This is a genomic window from Bacteroides sp. RTP31139st1_H2_RTP31139_211217 (assembly GCF_040227615.1).
GTDB lineage: Bacteria > Bacteroidota > Bacteroidia > Bacteroidales > Bacteroidaceae > Bacteroides > Bacteroides uniformis.
Genome location: NZ_JBCNZM010000021.1, coordinates 32,169 through 49,454, shown reverse-complemented (window position 1 = coordinate 49,454; position 17,286 = coordinate 32,169). Strand labels below are relative to the sequence as shown.

22 protein-coding genes and 1 pseudogene are annotated in these 17,286 nt (G+C 38.9%); 2 read left to right on the top strand and 21 right to left on the bottom strand.

The genetic code is table 11. From position 1 onward, the window contains the following. The 13 genes and pseudogenes from ABUA47_RS05535 to ABUA47_RS05475 all read right to left on the bottom strand — a co-directional run. Positions 1–982, bottom strand: a pseudogene (locus tag ABUA47_RS05535) (hypothetical protein); the annotation flags it as partial. A 2-nt stretch (positions 983–984) separates the two neighbouring features. After that, positions 985–2,916, bottom strand: a complete 1,932-nt coding sequence (locus ABUA47_RS05530) for a hypothetical protein (protein WP_119958226.1) — start codon at positions 2,914–2,916, stop codon at positions 985–987. Next, positions 2,913–4,010 carry a hypothetical protein gene (locus tag ABUA47_RS05525; protein ID WP_119958227.1) on the bottom strand — a complete coding sequence of 366 codons (1,098 nt, stop codon included), beginning with the start codon at positions 4,008–4,010 and terminating at the stop codon, positions 2,913–2,915. Before ABUA47_RS05525 ends, ABUA47_RS05530 begins: the two co-directional genes overlap by 4 nt. Continuing rightward, positions 3,997–4,464, bottom strand: a complete 468-nt coding sequence (locus ABUA47_RS05520; RefSeq protein ID WP_119958228.1) for a hypothetical protein — start codon at positions 4,462–4,464, stop codon at positions 3,997–3,999. The genes ABUA47_RS05525 and ABUA47_RS05520 overlap by 14 nt, the downstream gene beginning before the upstream one ends. A gap of 2 nt (positions 4,465–4,466) precedes the next feature. Beyond that, on the bottom strand, positions 4,467–4,898 hold the full coding sequence (locus tag ABUA47_RS05515; protein WP_119958229.1) for a hypothetical protein: 432 nt from the start codon (positions 4,896–4,898) through the stop codon (positions 4,467–4,469). Next, positions 4,895–5,431: a hypothetical protein gene (locus tag ABUA47_RS05510; protein ID WP_119958230.1), complete on the bottom strand. Its 537-nt coding sequence runs from the start codon at positions 5,429–5,431 to the stop codon at positions 4,895–4,897. The genes ABUA47_RS05515 and ABUA47_RS05510 overlap by 4 nt, the downstream gene beginning before the upstream one ends. Then, positions 5,428–6,618 (bottom strand): phage terminase large subunit, encoded by a 1,191-nt coding sequence (locus ABUA47_RS05505; protein ID WP_243634924.1) that lies wholly within the window; start codon positions 6,616–6,618, stop codon positions 5,428–5,430. The genes ABUA47_RS05510 and ABUA47_RS05505 overlap by 4 nt, the downstream gene beginning before the upstream one ends. Beyond that, entirely contained in the window at positions 6,561–6,689 is a 129-nt protein-coding gene (locus ABUA47_RS05500; protein ID WP_255425210.1) for a hypothetical protein, read from the bottom strand. The genes ABUA47_RS05505 and ABUA47_RS05500 overlap by 58 nt, the downstream gene beginning before the upstream one ends. 54 nt (positions 6,690–6,743) lie before the next feature. Then, on the bottom strand, positions 6,744–7,256 hold the full coding sequence (locus tag ABUA47_RS05495) for a DNA-packaging protein (RefSeq protein ID WP_227187299.1): 513 nt from the start codon (positions 7,254–7,256) through the stop codon (positions 6,744–6,746). A gap of 31 nt (positions 7,257–7,287) precedes the next feature. Then, positions 7,288–7,881: a ParB N-terminal domain-containing protein gene (locus ABUA47_RS05490; protein WP_117974914.1), complete on the bottom strand. Its 594-nt coding sequence runs from the start codon at positions 7,879–7,881 to the stop codon at positions 7,288–7,290. A 2-nt stretch (positions 7,882–7,883) separates the two neighbouring features. Then, entirely contained in the window at positions 7,884–8,522 is a 639-nt protein-coding gene (locus tag ABUA47_RS05485) for an IbrB-like domain-containing protein (RefSeq protein ID WP_227187301.1), read from the bottom strand. Then, positions 8,485–9,591: a phosphoadenosine phosphosulfate reductase family protein gene (locus ABUA47_RS05480; protein WP_117974918.1), complete on the bottom strand. Its 1,107-nt coding sequence runs from the start codon at positions 9,589–9,591 to the stop codon at positions 8,485–8,487. The genes ABUA47_RS05485 and ABUA47_RS05480 overlap by 38 nt, the downstream gene beginning before the upstream one ends. Beyond that, complete coding sequence (locus ABUA47_RS05475) at positions 9,588–10,124, bottom strand: methyltransferase domain-containing protein (protein WP_117974920.1); 537 nt, start codon at positions 10,122–10,124, stop codon at positions 9,588–9,590. Before ABUA47_RS05475 ends, ABUA47_RS05480 begins: the two co-directional genes overlap by 4 nt. A 526-nt stretch (positions 10,125–10,650) precedes the next feature. On the opposite strand from ABUA47_RS05475, the gene ABUA47_RS05470 reads away from it, so the two are divergent. After that, entirely contained in the window at positions 10,651–10,884 is a 234-nt protein-coding gene (locus tag ABUA47_RS05470; RefSeq protein ID WP_117589301.1) for a YtxH domain-containing protein, read from the top strand. A gap of 61 nt (positions 10,885–10,945) precedes the next feature. Continuing rightward, positions 10,946–11,473: a hypothetical protein gene (locus tag ABUA47_RS05465; RefSeq protein WP_117589280.1), complete on the top strand. Its 528-nt coding sequence runs from the start codon at positions 10,946–10,948 to the stop codon at positions 11,471–11,473. 107 nt (positions 11,474–11,580) lie between these two features. Here ABUA47_RS05465 and ABUA47_RS05460 read toward each other — a convergent pair whose 3' ends face one another. The 8 genes from ABUA47_RS05460 to ABUA47_RS05425 form a co-directional block, all read right to left on the bottom strand. Continuing rightward, the gene (locus ABUA47_RS05460) at positions 11,581–12,096 is read right to left on the bottom strand and encodes a porin family protein (protein WP_117589281.1); all 516 of its coding nucleotides are present in this window, start codon (positions 12,094–12,096) and stop codon (positions 11,581–11,583) included. A 110-nt stretch (positions 12,097–12,206) separates the two neighbouring features. Beyond that, positions 12,207–12,845, bottom strand: a complete 639-nt coding sequence (locus ABUA47_RS05455; RefSeq protein WP_117589302.1) for a porin family protein — start codon at positions 12,843–12,845, stop codon at positions 12,207–12,209. 313 nt (positions 12,846–13,158) lie between these two features. Then, the gene (locus ABUA47_RS05450) at positions 13,159–14,007 is read right to left on the bottom strand and encodes a mechanosensitive ion channel family protein (RefSeq protein WP_117589282.1); all 849 of its coding nucleotides are present in this window, start codon (positions 14,005–14,007) and stop codon (positions 13,159–13,161) included. A gap of 127 nt (positions 14,008–14,134) precedes the next feature. Then, positions 14,135–14,545, bottom strand: coding sequence for a YopX family protein (locus ABUA47_RS05445; protein WP_165853104.1), 411 nt, complete (start codon positions 14,543–14,545; stop codon positions 14,135–14,137). Further along, on the bottom strand, positions 14,535–15,128 hold the full coding sequence (locus tag ABUA47_RS05440) for a hypothetical protein (RefSeq protein ID WP_117589284.1): 594 nt from the start codon (positions 15,126–15,128) through the stop codon (positions 14,535–14,537). The genes ABUA47_RS05445 and ABUA47_RS05440 overlap by 11 nt, the downstream gene beginning before the upstream one ends. A gap of 210 nt (positions 15,129–15,338) precedes the next feature. Beyond that, positions 15,339–16,022 (bottom strand): FRG domain-containing protein, encoded by a 684-nt coding sequence (locus ABUA47_RS05435; protein ID WP_117589285.1) that lies wholly within the window; start codon positions 16,020–16,022, stop codon positions 15,339–15,341. A gap of 593 nt (positions 16,023–16,615) precedes the next feature. Further along, positions 16,616–16,921: a hypothetical protein gene (locus ABUA47_RS05430; protein ID WP_133302536.1), complete on the bottom strand. Its 306-nt coding sequence runs from the start codon at positions 16,919–16,921 to the stop codon at positions 16,616–16,618. Between the two features lie 5 nt (positions 16,922–16,926). Continuing rightward, positions 16,927–17,280 (bottom strand): hypothetical protein, encoded by a 354-nt coding sequence (locus ABUA47_RS05425; RefSeq protein WP_117866142.1) that lies wholly within the window; start codon positions 17,278–17,280, stop codon positions 16,927–16,929. Positions 17,281–17,286: the final 6 nt, after the last annotated feature.

The window sequence follows — 17,286 nt, the reverse complement described above, 5'->3', positions numbered from 1 at the left end:
GTTGCAATGCATCATTCAGTGCCCACGCTTGTTTCGCATCATTTGAAATTTCTTTTCCAATACCGGAAAAACTATCCTTCATATCCTTTGCTGCACCAGAAAAATCACCAGAGAAGAATTTAGCAATAGCTCCACCAAACTTTGCAATCCGGTCTATAATCACATCAATAATTGCCCCAAAAGAGGACATTACATTAGAAAGAAATTCAGTACCTTTTTGCGTTTTAGCCAACCATGCGACCAATGAGCCCAACAAAACAACAATAGCCCCAATACCAGTGGAAATTAGTGCAAGTTTCAACACTTTTAAAGCTGCAGATAACAAATTACTTGTTATAGCCGCTGTTTTTTGAGCACCAGAGAACATATTCGCAGTGACCGTTCCTGCTTTGTACTGGACTGTTATTTTAACCAATTCATCCTTCAAACCACCAACAAATTCCTTTGTACCTCGCAAGACGCTAACGCCACTGCGCAATATGGAAACAAAAGGTACTTGGGCTTCTGTAGCCTGAAGTATCGCATCTTTATAATTACCCACATTCCGATAAAAGCGCTGCGTTTCTTCTTCCGCACCTTTCAGTTCATCGGTAATGGCATTTATCTTATCTTGCAGCTCTTTGCCTTCGCCCCCCTCACGCTCTACACGACTTAATCTGTCATAAGCAGCGGTAAGATTGGAAAGCTCAGCCCGCAACCTAACAAGGCTTCCTTCCATCTCTGTCTGCTCTTTACGTTCATTTTGAATTTGTTTATTCAGTACACGGATGGCATCTGTATATTGTTGGGTAGCAACCCTATTTTCGGTTAATTTAATATTATATTCCTCCCTACTCATACGGCCTTTCTTCAAATCCTCCTTAAGAGTTTGTTCTACTTTTCGAAGTATATCCAACTGCGTACGATACTCTGCTATTTTACGGATAGCATCATCATACTTTACCCGAATTTCCAATATTTTTTCACTTGTATTGTCTTTCATAATTATACCTCCAATTGTAACAATTTACATTCACATATTCCCGTATCTTCTGCCTTAATGGAAATAATGGCATAATATCTACCATATTGGGCCAAGTAAATTGGAACAGTCATATCCAAGTCTCTCAACTCAATATCATTTATTTCTATCTTTTCTGTGATTACTTTAGGCATATAAATGACCTCACTATAACTTTTGTAATAAGAGTTAATCACAGAAGAAAAATCAAGTTCCTCAAATGTTCCTTTCAGAACATCTGCATCATCTGTACAAAGTAAAATTCTTGGCTCCACTTTCTCTAGAGAAGATTTACCATCACTGTCATACTTATATAACTTTATAGACGCAACGCCACCTGCCATATCAGTACCAGCAAATGGAAGCGTAAGAATATCACGCTCTGAATCCAAAGTGTAATCTAATACTTGTAATGCTCCATCATAAGAGCCATTAACCGTAGAGTCTTCTTTGTAACGCAGATAATTCAGCTGTGCGAAATCATTCAGCCTATATTCCAACATATTAGGTTTATTCTCCTTATAAGTAGCAACAACCTTTTTTGTCCAATCATATGCTCTTGTTTCATTTTCTTTAATAGTATCTACAGAAACAAACTCAATGGAATTTGAATCATTCTTACCAGGAACAGCAAAAACACCGAGAATTGCAGCAACAGCTTTAATAAAATCTATCTGTTTTATTTCGGGCAAATTTGCAATAATCGGGAAGTGCCCATATCCTGCATTTATCTCATCATCTATCGAAGGCATCACTTGATCACATATAGCTGTAATGCTAAATGAATTATCCATAGATATACCACCATCATCAATCCACCCTGCGTCAAGTAATCCAAACAAAATCTCCTTACTTTCCTCTAGCGTATCTGTCTCTATATCTGTAAAATCAAAATAGATAGTATAACTATTTGTGTTATGCCTCTCAATCTTGCTATAATCTATAGTTGCAATATCGACTCTTGTATCATCATCCATAATGTAATAAGCAACCAGACATGCTCCATTAGGGTATATAGAAGTGGATACATCAAACGACACATTACCATTCATCAAAATCTTCATATTCGGAGCATTAAGTTTAAAGCCTTGAATATAAATTTTTCCAGAACTACTTTTAAACTTGGTTATAGTCCCATAATAGCTTGAAAACGACTTATCTGCAAAATACAATTTTTCCGGTTCTCCCTTATCAAGACGTCCATGTACATAGTAACTAAACTCTGCATGTAATGCATTTTTTGCAGCATAACTTCTGCTATCATTACGAGTTAATAAGGGTACAAACAATCTACTTAACATAAAAGCGCGATTAGCAGGAAACGTAAAAGTGACACCATTATCTTTCATAATTTGTAACAAAATCCAGGTAACCTTACACCCAGGATGATACCACCCTGTTGTATCTTCCCGCCGTATACCATAGTCTACTTTAGGAATAAAAAAATTACCGGAAGCATCCCCTTCAAAAGAACCTACTTTCCAAAATACATGATAATCTGGAAAATCATCATCAGCAATGACCTCATAATTGTGTCTATCCTTCAAATCACGTAGCGTTTTATTTCCACTTATAATATTTGCAAATCTAGAGACATTACCCCATGAAAGAGCAAATTCAAAAACATCCGATGTAGACAATAAGACCGCAGTTGCGTTATTGAGTATCTCTATCCCGTTACGAAAATAACGAGCATTCAGTTTAATTCTAGGATAAACGATGTCGCATGAAGGTAAATCAGCATGCATGATTGCACACTGATTACGTATAGTATTCGGAAGTTTGATAGTATAAGAATTATTACTTATAATCTTACTCAAATCCGTAAATATATTACTTTTGAAATTGAGCGTTACTTTGGTATCATCATCCAAATCCATCAGTTTATCACCAATGAATAGCATATCGTTTCTCATAAGCTTTGTACTCTTGTTTCTGGTAATATGATTGTTGCTACGAAATCCTGTAATACAGCTCTTGTCTTATTGAAATTACCAACAGATACATTCACCGCCTTCCAGCTATCAACTCCATTCACATTTTTACCTGCATACATATCAACAACGGGTGACAACGCGAGTTGAAACAAGAAGTCAAACGTTTCAGAGTCCACTAAAGGAGCACACACCAACAATGTATTCTCTTCTGTTTTTCTCTGCTTACGTCCTGAACCTCCATGATAGCCATTAACATAGTTATAGTCTTGCATATTATTACGAATGAATTCACCATCATTGGCAATTTGTTTGCTCTCATCACCACGTTTAAACAACCAATAGCAATAAAAGCCATGACGATTTATCCAACGTAAATAAATTCCATCCGTGCATTCATCAACTAAAAGCCTCACATTTGCGGCCACATTCGTCAATGCGTGAAAAGTAAAGTCAAAGGTATTATCGAATACACTTGCTCCCGTACTAGTTCCAGGGAGATTCAAAACAACATCCCTATTCGCATCAATACCCTGCAAAGTAAGATTATACACTTTGCGGTCAGACAATATGATGGACGGCAAAACTTGACCGTCAGCAGTCACACTAACAGTACCGGCCCCCGCAGTGTACATACCGACCGTAAATGGTAAGTTCCTAAACCATGTTAGAATACGGTCACCATTATATCTTTCGCCGACTTTCATTGCGCCCCAAATAATAAAAGTATTAAACTGGAAACTTTCTCCGATAGTGCTATCAGACGTATACATATCCACTTCAACAGAGAACAGACGCCCAAGCTGACTATCTTGTGGAATAGAGGATTGATAGTCAATCTTGCCAAACTCCGTTGCATCAAAAGCCGATTGCATATAGAAAGACAGATCAAAGAAACATGCGGTTTTAAATAATGCACGTTTTTCCTTATATTCCTTTCCGGTAAGTACGTCGGTTATCGTTGCTTCCACCCATGCCCAAGTATATCCACTAATATTTATCACTACCGGATTGAAACAGAAAGATATTTCATCCGGATACTCGATTGTAGTATTTCCTATCTTATGCGTCCTCATTACTATGCAAATTTATATGTTGTACATCGTTCAGAAAAACACCAAACACACGGTCCATAATATCCCGTATCGCTTGTGTAACACTCGTTGAATATATATCCTCATGCGTTCCAGAGTGATAAAGCCTAGTACCCTCATTTGCAATCTTACGAGCTACGAGATAAGCAAACGATTTAGGTTTTTCTACTTGAATCCTCTTATCCACCACCCATTGCTGAATTATTTGCCAAAAACCTTTTGGGATTTTTCCCGGTCCGCGTCCTGTTTCCAGAACTCCAAAAGCCTGTCTACCGAATAAAACACCATGATTATCATCTACTACGACATGCAGGCTCTTGATGGTTCTTCCGCTTGCACGCTGTCCAGCTTGTATATGATTCTCAATGATACGCTGCCGAAGTTTATCCAACTCCTCGTTCAGTATATCTTTAACGTCCTTTCTTCTGTCTTCCATAACTAACACATGGGTACTCCTTGAACCTCTTTCAGTTTCAATTCTATTACTATTCCAGTAACATTTACATCCAGCTTATCATAGAAAACGGAATAAGGGACTTCATCGCTTACCCACTCAAACAGCCCGCTCCTATTCAACTCACGGATAAATTGAACTGCATACCCTTTGCACCTCTCAATAACCTCATCATTCTCCACCCCGTCAAAATCAAACGCCGTCTTGTCTACAAAAGCAATCATGCAATTTGGGCAATCTCTTAACTGAGTCCTTGATATGACGAACTTCCCAGATGCAGGAAGCAGATTTATAATGGCCGGCAATGGCATCTTATCCAGCCGAACGTTGGCGGTCACCCAGTTATCAAATAAATAGGTAACTCCTTCCAGCTTCTCTGCGATAGAAGCGATTTTCCTTTCTACACTTATATTCATTGCTTATTCTGATATATTTCTCGTAATCGACGTTCATAACGTATTTTCTCCGCGTCCATATCAAGACACTTGTACACTCTTACCCATGGAACACTCTCTACCTGCTCATGGTCAGTTATCCCCATACGGGTAGCATAGTAATCCACCAAGCCAAACAACCCGAACGAAAGCTTATCCACTCCGGCACGTCTTTCTTCCGGAGTCGGTACTACGCTCGTAGTTTCAAAAAGCTTGGTAATACGTTCAACCTCCCTGGTTACCCATGTGGAGAATCCCAAAATATCCGCTACCCCACACTTCTCTATCTTATCAATAGACAAACCAAGGACAACACGGCATGGAACCATTATACAATCTATTCCATTGCGTATGGATTGCAGTTCCATCAGCTGACCTATAGTGAGGTCATTCAGAGTCTCCGGAACTCTTACACCTGCGACAAAGTCCGGTTTAGGCAACTTCCCTATCTGATCCAACAGTTCAGCAGCATTGCTCGCCACGTTACTCAATATCAAAAACTCTTTTACTGTCATATCTGTCCTAATTTTGCTTTTGGTCTTTTAGGTATCGGTTTTATACGGAAAAGCATTGCCATTATCAACATGTCGAGGTAATCCGGAGAATGTCCGAGTATATCTTTCATATTCTCCTTGCTGATTATCCCTTTCTTCCGGGTATCGGCATCTATATGGTCTTGCTTCAAGACGGACAATTCTTCCATTATGCGCTCTCTTTGCGCTTCCGTACATATAATTCTTATCTGCCGATTATTTATTAGCTCTGCAAGCTTAAATGCACATTCAGACTTCAGATTGTCGTACTCTGGATTAATAGGTCGGTTACCACCATGAAATTCTTTGATGCCATTCAAATAACTTTCAAGGTAGCTTCCAAGTCCATCACTATCAACGACCATCATGCTACGTGGAATCTTCCACTGTATCATCATGTTTTTAAGGTCCGTCTCAATAGATTTACCCGTGCTATATTCCTGGTCTAACCGGATATAACACACATTGCCTACCCAGTGCCCTCCGACAAAGCGGTCACGTCCTTTCATGGCAAGGTCAGCTGCTCCCGTCGATAATCCTATCGGTTTTACGTGCTCATTTGCGAATAGGTCACAAATAGCATCATAATCACAGAGTGCTGTCGGGTCGTTGTCATACTCCCAATTACCATAGTACAAGCGCTCCTTTGTCACTTTGTCCCTGGTATTACGGAGCGTATCTATGTAGTCCTCGGTAGCGTAGGGATTATCCTGCACCAATGCTTGAATAAAAGCGTATGGGGCTTCCAGCCTGCCTTCTTTCCACGGTTTATAGAACTCACGATAAAGCCAGTTCTTCTTCGGATTGCAAGTGATAAGTATCTTTCCGGATATTCCATACACATCATTCAAGTGCCGTCCTATACGCGTCTTCAAAACCTCAAATGCGAGGTAGTGAACCTGCCCGGCTTCTTCAATCCACCCTCCAGTAAACTCCTTAGAGCCCAATCGCTCATACATCGGGTCTTTGACGGGATAATATGTCAAGTCAAGAAAGATGATTTCCGACCCATTCCCCAAAAGTATACCGTCATTGGTCTGCTTGTAATCAGTGAATCGATGCCACTTTGCCACCTTGTTGAAAGTGACAGAGATAGACTCACGGCTATCTTTCAAATTATTTCGGCCAGCGAACCATCGAGTGCCCGGGAGATAGTAAGCACATTGCATAAGCCATTCACACCCAAGCCATGATTTTCCACCTCCACCAGCGCCACCATAACACAGAAACTTCGTAACATCGTCACGAAGGTAGTTATAGGCTAACCTCTGCTTTATATTGACCTTATATCCCATTACTTGACTTTCTCCGCATCTTCTGTATATGGTAGAAAATTAAATCCTTTGAACTCTTTTCCTGCATTCGTATGGTCCACCTCCTGCTTGTCAACAAGCCCTAACTTTCGGGCAATGATATTCGCATTGAAAGCTCCAACGCACGCTCCCTCAAACTGCTGCGTTTCGATGGTTTCCTCCACGCGTGCGATGACCTCCAAAAAATCTTCATCATTCTTATTTCTACATTCGGAACGAAAAGTGCTCCACCACTTGGAAGAAGCACCTACATAAATACAGAACCCGGTTAGGGAATACGGACGGGAAGTCGGGGAAACTTCTTGTTGTACTTGTTGCTCATTGACTGTCTCCACCTTCTTCCCTTTTTTCCTTTTTACCGGAACAGTCTTTTGAATGGCCTTTTTGGACAACCAGGGATTTTCATCACACCATTGGAAATACTCACATGCCGCCTCCCATAAGAGTTCTGGCGTGGAAAAGAGTTTATCCCTCCCATGCTTGCTCCTTAACATCCAAAATTTATTTCCCGTCGGTGCCGCCATATTATTTCTTCATTCTGATAATCTCTCCACAATGAGGACATGCAAGTTCAATATATTCAGTTCTTTCCTGCTCCAGACCTTCTTCAATACGTTCTGCCTTCTTCCTGAAAGATTCATTCTCTTGGCGATGCATTTCCTCACTGAATTCCTGTTTTGCCGCTTCTGATTGCGACTCTTCCGTGACATAATTGTTTGTCGGAATAAAATTCATGTCAAAACCGAGTAACTGGTCTATGGGTTCAAAAAAGAAGTCTTGCATATCTGCAGGTACATTCATTGTCCTAAGCTCACGTATCAGTTTCTCTTCATCCCATGACGCAAATTCTGATGTCTTATTATCTGCGATACGATACTGACGCGCCTTTTCCTCGTCCAAGTCCACAATGATGCACGGGACCTCTTTATATCCAAGATTCAAAAGGGCAAAATACCGTGTATGACCAACAATGATTTCAAAATTCTTATCCAACACAAGCGGCTGATTGAAACCATATTTCTTTATTGACTCTTCTACCGGCTTAACAGCCTTACTATTGTTCCGGGCATTATTCCAATACGGAATAATCCTATCTATTGCAATGCTCTGTATATCCATAGTTATAATTCCAATGAGTTTGTATGATGAACAATTTCTTTGATGGCTTTGCTGTATTCATAATTCCTGAACATCTTGGCAAAACCGGTAATATGCTTCAGCTTCACAAGCTCCAACGGCTCCATGCCAAGCTTTCTACAAATAACAGCATCCGACTCACCGTTTTTTATCATGTTATAAATGATGTTTGTCATGCCATCAACGGAATGCTTGCCACGGGCACGATTGTGACGGACCGTAGAAGCCATACGGTCGTTGATATCCTTGTCAATGACAACAATGGGAAGACGCCCACTATTGCGCTGGGCAATGTCCTTATACATGCGCGCGATAAGGTTACGATGAAACCCGTCGACAATAATATACTTTTGCTCCTCTTCACTCCAAATCGTAACAATTGGCTGTGTATATCCATCTTCACGAATGGAAGTATAAAGGAGCTGCATCTCCTGCTTTGCCACAGCGTTCGGATTATAGTTGTTCGCCTTCACCATATCCATCGGTACCCAGAGGACACGGTCCACCGGATTGGCCTTTTCAGGAGACAGAGAGAATAAAATCTGTCTTATCTCATTGAAGAAGTTTATTTTATCTGGCGCTTCATCAAGCATCCGGATGATTATTTCTTTTAGTTTTTCCATATTTATACTTTGATTTATGAACCAATAACCTATTATTCAACTTTGTCTGTTCAAAGTCCTCTGTGATGATACCACGGGCAAAGGCGCGATATATATCAACGCGATCGGAATCAGACCAGCCCGCAATCTTATCAACCACCGTATTTAGATTATTGGTAAAAATTACTTTATTCTTGCTCTCAGCTACGATATTGTCTATGAGATATTGCAGATATTCCGGCCAGTCCTTGAAACAGTTGGGATAGTTTCTTACCTCTTCAAAGGCATCCAACAGAAGATGGTTCGTTGTGCCAATATTGGGAATACGCATGTACATGGCATTATAAGCCTTCGGGTCAATCTCTTGCAAGTAAGGAATATTCTGATTACTGTTCTCATGGATAAGAGAAGATACCCTTGCAGAACGCAACGGTTCCTTTGAAAAGATATAGTTGTAGACCTTATTGTATTTCAACCGATTGGAGAAGATGTAATACCATATATCGCGATATGACCAATCATACAAAGGATATATAACAACACCATGGCTACAACGTTTTCCATATGTCATTCCTGGCAAGGTTTCCTTTCCCGTCAATCCAGCACGACGAGCTGGTGACTCTTCAATACGGACACCTCCCAAAGATATATACCCCCCTCCCAAGTGATGATATGCGATGGCATCAAACATATCCTTAAATCTGTCGACTCCATAGACGTTTTCCTTAAAAGAGACATCTTCTTTCTCACGCATCCACACTTTCCCTGGCTCCCAAGGGATAAACCAGTCACCACTGTTCGCATTCCATAACCGGAACGGAATTTGCACCCAAATAGGTTCCACCTCTGGCAATGACATAACATAACGCATATACTCAACAGTATATGTGTACTCACATTCCTGATCAAGAAATATAACCGGCAACTTTTGAATGCCCAATTCACTTGTCACTTCCAAAGTAAGGTGTAATAAGGCAGTACTATCCTTGCCTCCGGAGAAACAAACACCTAATCTGTCCCCCATAGAAAACAACTTCCTTATCCGGTCTTTTGCCGCTTCATATACATTCTGCTCTGAATACAATATCATACGTTCGTCACGATATAATAGTTATCAAACTCCCTTACTTCACAATGAGGAAATCTTTCCTCCAGCTCACTCCTTGAATGACTGTAATGTTCCAGATTACAGCCGGTACGTTTATAAGTTACCGGATGATAATTCTCCTTGTAGAACATGAGGAAAATATTCTTTCCTTCGGGAATATCCGTCAGTGCTTCAATATCAATGTAACTGGCCGAGCCGAACAAAGCTACAATGCTATTGAATGTTGCAAACTTTAAATTGAGCAACTCAAACGGAATACACAAATTATTATACTCCGGATGCTTCTTTCTGAAAACATCAAGCATCTTACTACTTGGGTCAATACCCCAATATTCATCCGGAGACACTTTCAGAATATCAAGGAGTAACCCCGTACCACATCCCACATCCAGAAAAATCCCTGAAACCTCAAAAAGCATTGAGGCAATCTTACGATTCTCCTCAATACTGGCTTTGTCTTTGAACAGAGAATCATAACTCTCTGCAACTGCATCATACTGATTTACTGCGTACATACTTTATTATTTTGATTTACAAAATAAAGATACCGAATAATCCACGAACGGACTATTCGGCATCAAAGAAGTTACTGACACGATTTGGCAGAAGATTTTGCTTTAGCCAGCAATACCTTAAATAAATCCCAACCTTCAATTTAACAATTACACCGTTAATGGTTAACAAGTACATTTACCAGCTAAACCATGTTATAAGATGGCTGAACAAAGGCTCATAATTTGCATAACTTCCACAAAACCTTACCTTTGCAATGTGTTTTTCATAGTATTAGATTAAGGTTAACAAAAAGATTGGCTGTCCGGGAGGATAGCCTTTTTTGTACATATTACAGGCTACATCTCAAAAGCAAGTTGTCTCCAATTTATCCGATTATTTGGAAGACTTTCATTACATATTGTACCAATAAATAAGATATTTTACTCCTACATTATCTTTAAAAATGTTTCCACCATTTGCTAAAGACAATATTTATTTCTACATTTGAATTTTAACGAATCAAACAATATCACTAAATGTAAGAATATGAAAAAGTTTTTATTTGCCATATTGGCATGCACAATTGCACTTGGCTTTACATCATGCAGAGAGAAAAAAGCAAAAGACAAGGTTAAGGATCGTGTAGAAAATGTAAAGGAATCTGTTGAAGACGCACTTGAAGAAGCACAAGAACAGATTGAGGAGGGAGCAGATGATGTGAGGAAAGCCCTGGATGAAGCCGGGGATGAAATTGAAAAAGCAAAAGAAAAACTGGAATAAGAGTTGTAAAAAAGGCCGTCCTAATTTTATACAGTAAAGATCCACCTAATTTAAAAACATTATGAAAAAGATTAATTTACTACTGCTTTTTCTCCTATTGGCCTGCACCTTGCCTGCCCAGGATGGCATTTCCATCTTTATTGGCAGAGCCAACCGCTACGCAGCCGTGGAACTTTCTGATTACAGAAAGCGCCTATGTCTGGAATACAATATTTCAAACCGTTCCTTGGACGATTACTACAGACGCTGTGGAAAAGACTGGGGAAATGTGGGGATTGCACTTGAGGTAGCCAGAACTTCCGGAAAAAAGATGCATGATGTATGCGATTATTACAACCGGTATCAACGTTACGGATGGAACCGTATTCTTGTGGAGATTGGCATAAATCCGGGAAGTGTATATTATACCCCTTTCTATGACAGAGTCCATCACCATAGTGACTGCTGGCATGAATACTATAATTCATACTGTGAGCGCCATGATAAATTTCACCATAAGAAACACAAATATAAAAAACCGAAGAGACACCACAAGAAGCACTATCGATATTACGATGATGATGACGATGATGATGATGATGACGATTGATTTGGCTTTGAAATCCAAGCATTGAAACACTAAAAAAGAGGGGATAAGCATTAAACTATGCCTATCCCCTCTTTTATATCAATGAGATTTCTGTTCCGATATTTTCTTCAAAATCTGTACGCAGCCCCGATGTTGATGACACCCTGATCAAAATCACTGACCAACTGGTACTTAAATTCAAGATTCATGGCCCAATTACGGCTCAATGCAAATTCGGCTCCAACTCCCAAGTTTACACCGAAACGACATTCATTATGATTCCCATCGCCATCCACATGAACATGATCCCCATCCCAGTCAACATCATACATATCAAACATCCAGTTGGACAAAGTCAACCCAAACAGTGGATAAAGCTTGACATTGCTAGCTACCGGACACAGATAATGAAAATTCACGTTCACATCCAGCATGCTTACATTGTCATTTTCAAAAAAATAATTAAGAGAGGGCTCGATACGTATAGGATTGGTTATATTATACTGATACTTGATTCCCAATCCGATACTTTCAATTTCTGTACCATAACCAAGACCGAAACCTATGGCTTGTTTCCCTTTCTGCGCATAAGCACCTACTGACAACAAAAAAAGAGTTCCTAATAAAATGAATAATTTTTTCATACTACACCGTTTTATTTTAAAACAGATAAAATAATTTATAGATTGTCTACAATAAAAAAGTTAAACTATTAATAAAAATATACTCAATCAAGGGATCGTAAGGGAACTATTTAAAATTTATACCCCAGAGTAATACCGATATTCGCATTGTGCGGAGCATCCCCATCCATAATCTTGCAGAAGCCAAGCTGTGTGTCAACCCCCACAAGAATTCGGCCAAACTCTACCCCAAGACCGATGTTCCAACCGGCATCGAACCTATTGTAATTCAAGCCGTCATCACTGAATGTATCGACTTTCTCATCTCCATTGATATTGATACCTCCAACAGATGCCTTGCCATCGAACTTGGCTTTACCACCTACCCCACAGGCAAGATACGGCCCTGTCGCAATGACCAGGTTAGTATTGTCTGCAATATTGAAACGGAATTGTACATTGATGGGCAATTCCAAATAAAGCTGGTTGATCTTCACATCTGCATCCGCATCTACGACGCTACCGCTATATCCACTTGAATATTTCGCACCTTTCTGTGAGAAGAATAGCGAGGGCTGTAAGGAAACAAGGCCGCTGAATTGGTATTCCATTCCCACTCCAATGCGTGCTCCTGGTTTAAATTTGGAATGGTCAGAGTTTTCACCGATGTAACTGCTGAGATTAAGACCGGCCTTTACATTGAAAGACAATTGCGCAAATCCCATCGTGCAGAACAGCGCAAATAGAACAGTCAAGAAACTTTTTTTCATCATAATTACAAATTAAAAAAATATTAGGTTGTTATTCTTGTCAAAACCTTCTACCGCTTTTTTGTCATAAACACCACTAACAGCTATAAAAGCTGAAACAGTTAAAATAATCTTTTTATATCATATCCTAATTAAGAAATACTTGCAAATCTATATATAAAGCTTCAATAAATTAGCAACCGATAATGTTTAAAAGCAAACAAAAGGAGTTTATGATTTCTTTTTCGGAATTAATGAACAGTATAGCATACTTTTCAGAGCAAACATAAAGCTTCAAATTCTTGATAAATGGAAACTGTTATAGATAATAAGCTCAATCTTTTGCGTGATGTAGAGTGAGCTGCGGGAAGGGAAATCCTATTCCTTCTTCATTAAATGTAGTATAAACTATTTCATTGATATCATACAGTACACTCCAGTAGTCAGCGCTTTTTACCCAGACGCGCACCGTAATATCAACGCTGCTTGCACTCAATGAACCTAAGACAATAAGGGGAGCCGGTGTATCCAATATACGGCTGTCTGCATTGATTATGCGCTGTAAAACGGCTCTGACCCTCTTTACATCCTCACCGTATTCAACACCGAATACCCATTCAACACGACGTTTGTCCTGCTTACTGTAATTAGTGACGGCATTACCACTGAGACTTCCATTAGGTACATAAATCATGCGGTTGTCAAGAGTGGAAAGTATAGTGTGAAATATCTGTATTTCCTTTATCGTACCACTTACTCCCGGACCGTCTATGTAGTCACCTACTTTGAACGGTTTGAAAACAAGTATAATCAGTCCACCGGCAAAATTTGAGAGATTACCGGACAGCGCCATACCCACAGCTACACCGGCAGATGCGAGTAACGCCGCAAAACTGGTGGTCTCCACACCGAGTTTGCCGATTATGGCAAAAGCAAGAATCATGTTCAGCAGTATCTTTATCAGACTCTTCAAGAAGGTCTGTACACTGGTTTCAATCTTTCGTTTTTCGAATAGCTTGGCTACTAATGCACTTATCTGTTTGATGATGAAACGTCCGATTACATAGATTAAAAAGGCAATTAATATGTCCTTACCGGCATCCATGCCAAAATCCACCAACTTTTCCAATGCCTGTTCCAGTTTTCCTCCAGTAGTAGTTGTGTTCAATAAAAATAAATTCATTTCCTTACAAATAAAATAAGATTATAAAAACAGAGTTAAATTCAGTGTGCAAAGATAACCAAATCTGAATGGCTACCACACATATACAATCTGTATTTATTCACAAGAAAAAAGACAAAACTTATTTTCATGGCTTATTCCCTTTCAATAATTCCGGGCTATCGTAAATATTACTGACGATTGTCATAGTCTGCCATTCGCCTAAAGGTTTCATGCCGACTTCTTTTTCAAAATCGAATTGTAATGCGAATGTCGCGAGTTTTTTGTTCCACAATACAAGAGCTATCCATTGACCACATACAAGTATGTCACCTTCGTATATTTCTTTCCCGTTCTTATCGCACAAGCCGGTAAACTGCCCAACGGTTTCAGCCCATACGTCATCGCACCGGCAGTCTTCTGGGGAATATATCTTCGCCTTGTCCGTGAGGATAAGCCCGTTTTCGTTCCTTCCGGCAGTATAGAAAAAAGAGAGAAATCCATATATCCATTTCCCCGTATCAATGCTTTTCCCTCTGAATTTTATTTCACGTTTCATAATCAATACTTTTTCCATGTTTATTTTCTCTCAATTCATTGTATCGCATCTTCTGCTCCACATGCCATATAAGGTCTATGTTCAGATGTTTGGCAAACCCGAAAATAGCCAATAGCATGCTATTTAATTGATTTTCTAATAGACTGTCATATTCATACTCACACCGTATAGGAATTGTAGATATAGCGTATATGCTTTCTGTGAAGGTCTCATTATTGCAGCTTTCTGTTGCTTCGTATATCATTTCACCTGAAAAATCATCAATGGATATATTTCTTAATCCAGCCAAATCAAGCAGGCGTATGCAGGCGTCGGCAAGCTCGTCTTCCACACAGTCTTTGATATATGTTTCAAAGTTTTCCGCAAAATACTTATTTTGATAATGAAAAGTCCGTTCGTCAAATATTGTACCTTTTTTATCGACCGGAACTTTGGCAAATCGTCCTTTCCTGTCAGCTTTCACAGCTTCCATAAGCTCGGATATGACAAGGCAAAGGCAGTGTTCGTTACTCAGTTCTTCATCGTGAAAACCGTGCGTTACTGCGTTACGGTAGGCTTTATCTCTTAATTCATTTAAGTTCATGATATTTGGGTATTAATTGGTTGGAAATACAATACCCGATAACCGCCACAAAGCAGTTTCCGGGTATTCACAAAGCACTGACAAGGATTGTCTGTAGAAATTTTACGCTGGTTAGTTATAGTCGATGTTTCTATCTAACAAACGATGTAAGAATAATTTTGATACTTGAAAAACTCTTAATATTGATTGTATATCGAATCCATATTAATCTCATTTTATTGCGTACGGATACCTTAAATCATGAATATCGACAATATCCTTACACAAACTATCCAAAGAAGGCATTATAAATGATCTTGTGATTCCTATTTTTTCAAGTTTACTCAATATGTTTTGTTTATATTGTACAGGGATTATATATTTTGCATAGATAAATTCGAAATTTTCCTTCCAAGGTTCTGGATAAAGTACAAATATGCCATTTTGATTTTTATACCTAACATCTGTCATATTAGGAACTAATAAAGTTATTGCGGGAAATGAAAGTATGTCATCTTTATCTTCATCGAAAACCATCATTGAGAATGGACAACTATGATAAACAACTCCATCTTTATCAAAATTTGAACAACATGCAAAATATAATGCAATCAAAGGATTATAAGTCCAATCAAGAAGTCTCGTTGGAAGTCCATAGTGTTGTGCTAGAAATAGAAATTCCTTATCATTTTTAGGGCGTGCACCCGTAAACATTGAATATTTTCTTTTAAAATCCTCAAATACCTCCTTCTCATATTGCTTCAACACGTCCTCCTGTCCTTCCTTGAACCTCCGACCTATTGAAGGTATCAATTTATATTCAGAAGAAGATTGACCTCTGAAGAAATCCATTTCAGGGAGGCCGTTTTGTAAAGACATAAAATTTTCCAAGGTTTGTACAGTAAATACCTTCATCACTTTTTTTATTAAGGTTATAATATCACTTAAATTCTACATTCAAGTCGTGTATTCACTGCAAATATACGATTTTAATTTACGGAAACTCAATAAAGTTTTTCTGCTATTAAAAAAATCAAAAGATAAACATTAATTGTGATAGAGATAACTTTTAATATCCTCTCACTTGATATTAAACTTGCCCATGGTTGTTTTATGGTTATTGACTTCATTGCATTGAATTTTAAAGATTAATGATTATTTTTGTAATCCCAATAGCATCTCTGAAATACAAACAAAATCAGAGGGAAAACTAATGGGTTAAATTAATGGTAACATTAAATTATAGACATCCTCATTCTTTTTAGAACTGTTAGAATGAGGCTCTGTCTCAAAACAGTAAAACAGTCCAGTGTTGTAGCGACAAACCTGTACATGTTCGTTCCTATTACAGATTCCGGTTTGGCAAATGTGAACACGTGAGAGAACATTGTAGAAGACTACCTTGTAGTCATCGTTAAAAGAATCATCTTTCCGAGGATACGTGACAGGTATCCTCGTTTCAATCTCCTTTCTCTTTAATTCATTATTGCTAGCATCTCATCGAAAAACTAAATAGGTCTCCAATGAGTAACATATCCAGTCTTGATGTAGGGGTATATCCATTTATCCACTTCTCGCATTGCCATTTCATCAATACTACCATCAACAAATTTCACTTGACACATGCCTTTTGCTTGTTTGTTTGGTATTGCATCCTCTACGCTTATCCACGGTGATTGCTTTGCCTGCCATTCGACACCTTTTCTGAACATGTTTAGCATTGCTTGTTGCTGATATGCAAACTCACCTTTAACCACTATTGCATAGCTTGACATAAGCTCTTGCCATGCAGCTTCTTCTACCGTCTGTTTCATAATCATTACTCTTCAGTTGATATTAAATCATCCAAATACGCCCATTCATCAATGGCATCTTTAGAGCACTCGTAATCATCGCACTCTTCATCGTCCCAGCATTGCTCTGTTACGTTCCAATAGCGGACACCGTAACCAGTTCCAGTGCTTAACTTTCCATACACAAGGCATGGTATCTGCGGATAATGTTCATTTTCGTATTCTCCATGAGCTTGTGGCACTTCATCTTTAGTCTTATGCCATACGCTATTGATGCGCCAGTTCGCACCGACAATAAATCCGGACTTATAAATATTCTGCCCGACGATATTATATCCTTCAGCTCCTTGTTTGGCTGCTTCTTCTACTGTCTGTTTCATATATTT

Bases quoted from the DNA above. Each gene is read 5' to 3' on its own strand.
- ABUA47_RS05530 (WP_119958226.1), bottom strand. From the start codon at position 2,916: ATGAGAAACGATATGCTATTCATTGGTGATAAACTGATGGATTTGGAT.
- ABUA47_RS05525 (WP_119958227.1), bottom strand. From the start codon at position 4,010: ATGAGGACGCATAAGATAGGAAATACTACAATCGAGTATCCGGATGAA.
- ABUA47_RS05520 (WP_119958228.1), bottom strand. From the start codon at position 4,464: ATGGAAGACAGAAGAAAGGACGTTAAAGATATACTGAACGAGGAGTTG.
- ABUA47_RS05515 (WP_119958229.1), bottom strand. From the start codon at position 4,898: ATGAATATAAGTGTAGAAAGGAAAATCGCTTCTATCGCAGAGAAGCTG.
- ABUA47_RS05510 (WP_119958230.1), bottom strand. From the start codon at position 5,431: ATGACAGTAAAAGAGTTTTTGATATTGAGTAACGTGGCGAGCAATGCT.
- ABUA47_RS05505 (WP_243634924.1), bottom strand. From the start codon at position 6,618: ATGCAATGTGCTTACTATCTCCCGGGCACTCGATGGTTCGCTGGCCGA.
- ABUA47_RS05500 (WP_255425210.1), bottom strand. From the start codon at position 6,689: ATGTTACGAAGTTTCTGTGTTATGGTGGCGCTGGTGGAGGTGGAAAAT.
- ABUA47_RS05495 (WP_227187299.1), bottom strand. From the start codon at position 7,256: ATGTTAAGGAGCAAGCATGGGAGGGATAAACTCTTTTCCACGCCAGAA.
- ABUA47_RS05490 (WP_117974914.1), bottom strand. From the start codon at position 7,881: ATGGATATACAGAGCATTGCAATAGATAGGATTATTCCGTATTGGAAT.
- ABUA47_RS05485 (WP_227187301.1), bottom strand. From the start codon at position 8,522: ATGGAAAAACTAAAAGAAATAATCATCCGGATGCTTGATGAAGCGCCA.
- ABUA47_RS05480 (WP_117974918.1), bottom strand. From the start codon at position 9,591: ATGATATTGTATTCAGAGCAGAATGTATATGAAGCGGCAAAAGACCGG.
- ABUA47_RS05475 (WP_117974920.1), bottom strand. From the start codon at position 10,124: ATGTACGCAGTAAATCAGTATGATGCAGTTGCAGAGAGTTATGATTCT.
- ABUA47_RS05470 (WP_117589301.1), top strand. From the start codon at position 10,651: ATGAAAAAGTTTTTATTTGCCATATTGGCATGCACAATTGCACTTGGC.
- ABUA47_RS05465 (WP_117589280.1), top strand. From the start codon at position 10,946: ATGAAAAAGATTAATTTACTACTGCTTTTTCTCCTATTGGCCTGCACC.
- ABUA47_RS05460 (WP_117589281.1), bottom strand. From the start codon at position 12,096: ATGAAAAAATTATTCATTTTATTAGGAACTCTTTTTTTGTTGTCAGTA.
- ABUA47_RS05455 (WP_117589302.1), bottom strand. From the start codon at position 12,845: ATGAAAAAAAGTTTCTTGACTGTTCTATTTGCGCTGTTCTGCACGATG.
- ABUA47_RS05450 (WP_117589282.1), bottom strand. From the start codon at position 14,007: ATGAATTTATTTTTATTGAACACAACTACTACTGGAGGAAAACTGGAA.
- ABUA47_RS05445 (WP_165853104.1), bottom strand. From the start codon at position 14,545: ATGAAACGTGAAATAAAATTCAGAGGGAAAAGCATTGATACGGGGAAA.
- ABUA47_RS05440 (WP_117589284.1), bottom strand. From the start codon at position 15,128: ATGAACTTAAATGAATTAAGAGATAAAGCCTACCGTAACGCAGTAACG.
- ABUA47_RS05435 (WP_117589285.1), bottom strand. From the start codon at position 16,022: ATGAAGGTATTTACTGTACAAACCTTGGAAAATTTTATGTCTTTACAA.
- ABUA47_RS05430 (WP_133302536.1), bottom strand. From the start codon at position 16,921: ATGAAACAGACGGTAGAAGAAGCTGCATGGCAAGAGCTTATGTCAAGC.
- ABUA47_RS05425 (WP_117866142.1), bottom strand. From the start codon at position 17,280: ATGAAACAGACAGTAGAAGAAGCAGCCAAACAAGGAGCTGAAGGATAT.